Genomic DNA, 1026 nt, shown 5'->3' with positions numbered 1-1026 from the left:
GGCCTGGGCCCGTCGTGGCCGGCGTGCTCGTCGACCTGGCGCCGTGGCCGCTGCACCTGACCTACGTCGTCCACGCGGTGCTGACGCTGGCCGCCGTCGTCCTGGTGCTCCGGGGTCCCCGAGACGTCCGAGCGGCAGCCCGGCGCCCGGCTCCAGCTGCAGCGTCCGGCGGTCCCGGCGTCGGTGCGCACCGCGTTCGTCGGGGCGGGCATCGCCGGGTTCGCCGGGTTCGCCGTGACCGGCCTGCTGACCGCGGTGTCGCCGCGGCTCGTGGCCGAGGTCGTCGAGGACCCCTCGGCGGTCGTCCAGGACTCGGTCATCGTGCTGGCGCTCATGGTGTCGGTCGTCGCCCAAGCCGTCCTGCGCCGCGTCCCGACGACGCTCGGCGTGAACCTCGGGTGCGCGCTCCTGGCGCTGGGCTCGCTGGTCATGGTGACCGGACTGTGGACCGAGTCGTACGCCGTGCTGCTGGTCGCCGCGCTGCTCGTCGGCCCCGGTCAGGGGCTCAGCTTCGGCAAGGGCCTGGCCTCGCTGCTCGAGCGCGTCGAGCCGCACCAGCGCGCCGGCGTCAGCTCGGCGTTCTTCATCGTCGGCTACGTCGCCATCTCGCTGCCCGTCATCGGCGCCGGCGTGGCCGCCCAGGCGTGGGGCCTGGACGTCGCGGCGGAGTCCTTCGGCCTCGGCGTCGCGGCCCTCTCGCTGCTGGCGCTCGGCGCGCTGGTCCTTCGAGCAGCGCCGCGCACCCGTCGACGCCTGACCCCCGCTCCGCTGCCCGTCCCGCCCGCGCTGGGCGTGACGTTGTGCACGCGACACGCCGGGGCGGGCGTACACAACGTCACGCTCAGCGGGGAGGTGCGGCTCAGCGGGTCCGGGTGACTTTTCGTGAGGCCGGCCGGACGGTCGGGGTCGCGGTCGCGGGCCAGGGCCAGCTCCAGGGCGAGCTGCTGCACGGGCACGATCTCGACGAGCGGGACGAGGGCGGGCTCGAGGTCCGCGAGCCCCCGGCGCGGGCACCGTCTCGTGCCC

2 protein-coding genes are annotated in these 1026 nt (G+C 75.8%); one reads left to right on the top strand and one right to left on the bottom strand.

Annotated elements, in window-relative coordinates; translation table 11 throughout:
- A partial coding sequence (locus AC2W7G_RS17075; protein ID WP_485869492.1) for a hypothetical protein occupies positions 1-191 on the bottom strand: 191 nt, incomplete at its 3' end.
- On the opposite strand from AC2W7G_RS17075, the gene AC2W7G_RS17070 reads away from it, so the two are divergent.
- Entirely contained in the window at positions 184-876 is a 693-nt protein-coding gene (locus tag AC2W7G_RS17070; RefSeq protein WP_485869491.1) for a hypothetical protein, read from the top strand. The two genes, AC2W7G_RS17075 and AC2W7G_RS17070, sit on opposite strands and share 8 nt — an antisense overlap.
- Positions 877-1026 lie beyond the last annotated feature (150 nt).

Source organism: Aeromicrobium sp. PFPM2_SD2 (genome assembly GCF_057364525.1).
This window is presented reverse-complemented; position numbering and strand designations above follow the sequence as displayed.